Source organism: Microcystis sp. M53603_WE2, assembly GCF_030065435.1.
Window position 1 is genome coordinate 1 of the sequence record NZ_JASJFF010000136.1, and the last position, 2,365, is coordinate 2,365.

4 protein-coding genes are annotated in these 2,365 nt (G+C 43.0%); 2 read left to right on the forward strand and 2 right to left on the reverse strand.

What is annotated here, in order from left to right; genetic code table 11:
• The first annotated feature begins 144 nt into the window (after positions 1–144).
• Positions 145–342, forward strand: a complete 198-nt coding sequence (locus PX481_RS03185; protein ID WP_287971896.1) for a hypothetical protein — start codon at positions 145–147, stop codon at positions 340–342.
• Positions 343–489: 147 nt separating this feature from the next.
• A complete protein-coding gene (locus tag PX481_RS03190; protein ID WP_288055016.1) occupies positions 490–831 on the forward strand; it encodes a hypothetical protein in 342 nt (113 codons plus the stop codon).
• Positions 832–1,069: 238 nt separating this feature from the next.
• On the opposite strand, the gene PX481_RS03195 is transcribed toward PX481_RS03190, so the two are convergent.
• Both PX481_RS03195 and PX481_RS03200 read right to left on the reverse strand, forming a co-directional pair.
• Positions 1,070–1,951: a 4-hydroxybenzoate solanesyltransferase gene (locus PX481_RS03195; protein ID WP_002762982.1), complete on the reverse strand. Its 882-nt coding sequence runs from the start codon at positions 1,949–1,951 to the stop codon at positions 1,070–1,072.
• A 141-nt stretch (positions 1,952–2,092) separates the two neighbouring features.
• On the reverse strand, positions 2,093–2,365 hold a 273-nt coding region (locus PX481_RS03200; RefSeq protein ID WP_288093639.1), incomplete at its 5' end, for a DUF427 domain-containing protein.

The following is a 2,365-nucleotide window of genomic DNA, read 5'->3' on the forward strand; positions in this document are numbered from 1 at the left end:
ATTGTCTATCTTTTGGTATTAACCTATTTGTGCCTTAAGTCCTTTCCTGTATGAATTTCAGCTACTTTTGAGCGTAGTTGCTCTCATCGAATTTTATTTTAAGTTAATTATTTGCATAACAATTCCCGAAGAGCCAATTTTCCTATGATTGATGTCTTTTATCCGATTCCCAAGCTGTTAGATACTATTCTGACGGAGATTTATGCCGAAAATCGCCGTAAACATGAAGAAAGAATGACCGAATTGCAAATAATCTCTAATTCTTCCCTTCGCGATGCCTACGCTCAACAGCTATTATTAGATCGATTTCTTGCCCCTGTGGAAAATGCTCAACATAAGTAGGGAGGCACAATCATTTGTAGGATGGGTTAGCGGTAGCGTAACCCATCGGGGCGTTGGGTTTCATGCTTCAACCCAACCTACGTTCATCTTATATTTAATTCCACCCACCTACTTAGTATTCAAAATGCCGCTAAACACGCTCAGTACATGGCAGAAGTAGTTAATTATTATCATCATGACCATGGCTGTAGTCAAGAGCAAGCCCAAGAAATATCCCGTCAATTTCGGGCTTTAGCGGTTAAAATTTCTCAAATTGACTCTCTTTACGATTTAAAAATCATTTATCAAGTGGTTACTGTTTTCACCCAGCAATTATCAAGATTTAAACACCGAGAAAGAAATTATTCTTGGGAAAGGGAAATCAGAAAGGGTATTTTAGATCCATTAAATACCTGCATTGCTGTGGAGAAAAATTTTCAAAGACGGGTAGCTTTGATGACTGGTGAACCCGCATCAGCTACGGTAATGGGATTATCAGATTCAGAATAGGAAATAAGCTAAGACGTATTTAAACCGCTTATTCTTAGATTAGCCGAATTTCCCTCGCCCCCCCTGCTAGTAGGGTTGATTCAAGGTAGGGTTGATTCAAGGTAGGGTTGATTCATGAATCAACCCTACTAGGGTTGGGGGGGTTGCCTTTTGGCTCTTGCCCCTTGCCTCGTCTCAACAAGCAATTTAAATTAGGAAGAGCTTAGTTACTGACTCTAGGGACATTTTTGGGGGAGTTTTAATACAAACTTCCCCCAATCATAGCCGCTAATAAAATAAAACCGACCCAAACATTTTGACCGAACATTTGACCATAAACTGGTTTAGGTAAATCCGATTGACGTAACAGCCGGTATTGACGCAACCAAGCGATCGCAGCTAGAACCAACCCTAGCCAAAAAAAGGCTGATAACTGCATTTTTTGCCCCTCCCAAGCCAATAAACCCACTGTCAGGGCAAAAAAGACCCCCACGGCTTCCGGGGCGTATTTGCCGAAAAATATGGCACTAGAGTTAATACCAACCTTGAGATCATCCTCTCGATCGGACAGAGCATAAATAGTATCAAATGCCAATGTCCAAAAAATCACCGCTCCCCATAATATAAATGTATTGCTATTTAACGACCCGGTGACGGCACTCCAACAGATTAAAACCGCAAAACCCCAAGCGAGAGAAAGAACCAATTGGGGTACAGGAAAAAAACGCTTGGCGAGGGGATAGCAGATAATCAGGGGAACGGCGGCCACACATAGGCAAAAACTCAGGAAATTGAGATATAAAGCTAAAATTGCGGCACAAAAGAAAGCAATTAGAGCGATAATCAAACCAACCTTGATCGATAAAGCTCTGGCCGCTAAAGGACGGTTACGAGTGCGATCGACTTGTGGATCGATATCCCGATCCCAAAGATCGTTAACCACACAGCCGGCGGCGCTAGTGGCCAAAGTTCCCAAAACGATCACCCCGATCAAGGGTAGTGGCGGCACCCCCTCTGCCGCCAAAAATACCGCCCATAAAGCGGGAATCATCAAAATTAACCTACCGGCGGGTTTATCCCAGCGCAAGAGGCGAATAATCGTCATCCAAGTGGGTTCTAGATCGGGTTGGGATATGGTCATAATTTCTCGTAAAAAGTAGAAACTAGGAGTTAAGGGGAAGTGGGAATTATGAATTATGAATTATGAAGTGGGGAGAAAAAAGCTACCTTTTGCCTTTCCTAACCAAGAAGTTAATTTTGCACGACTACTTACTTAACGTGATTACCAGCCCCAACTATTGGGAACGCCTTTAAATGGACCAACCACATCGGAGGTTATCCATCCCCCGTAAAAGTTGCCCGGTTGCGGTTGTACTAATTCCCCGTCGGCATAACAAGCGGTCATTTTGGCGGGATAAAAAGCCAGATAATTCTTAATTGCTTGAAACTCTGGTGTCGGGTCCGGATAATACCAAGCGGCGTTAATTGCCTGTTGATCGCCAACGGTGATATTGTAATATCCCGCTAGACCTTTCCACTCACAAAAAGACTTTTC

What these genes read in the sequence shown, in the direction of transcription:
- PX481_RS03185 (WP_287971896.1), top strand. Translation starts at nt 145, where the DNA reads ATGATTGATGTCTTTTATCCGATTCCCAAGCTGTTAGATACTATTCTG.
- PX481_RS03195 (WP_002762982.1), bottom strand. Translation starts at nt 1,951, where the DNA reads ATGACCATATCCCAACCCGATCTAGAACCCACTTGGATGACGATTATT.
- PX481_RS03190 (WP_288055016.1), top strand. Translation starts at nt 490, where the DNA reads ATGGCAGAAGTAGTTAATTATTATCATCATGACCATGGCTGTAGTCAA.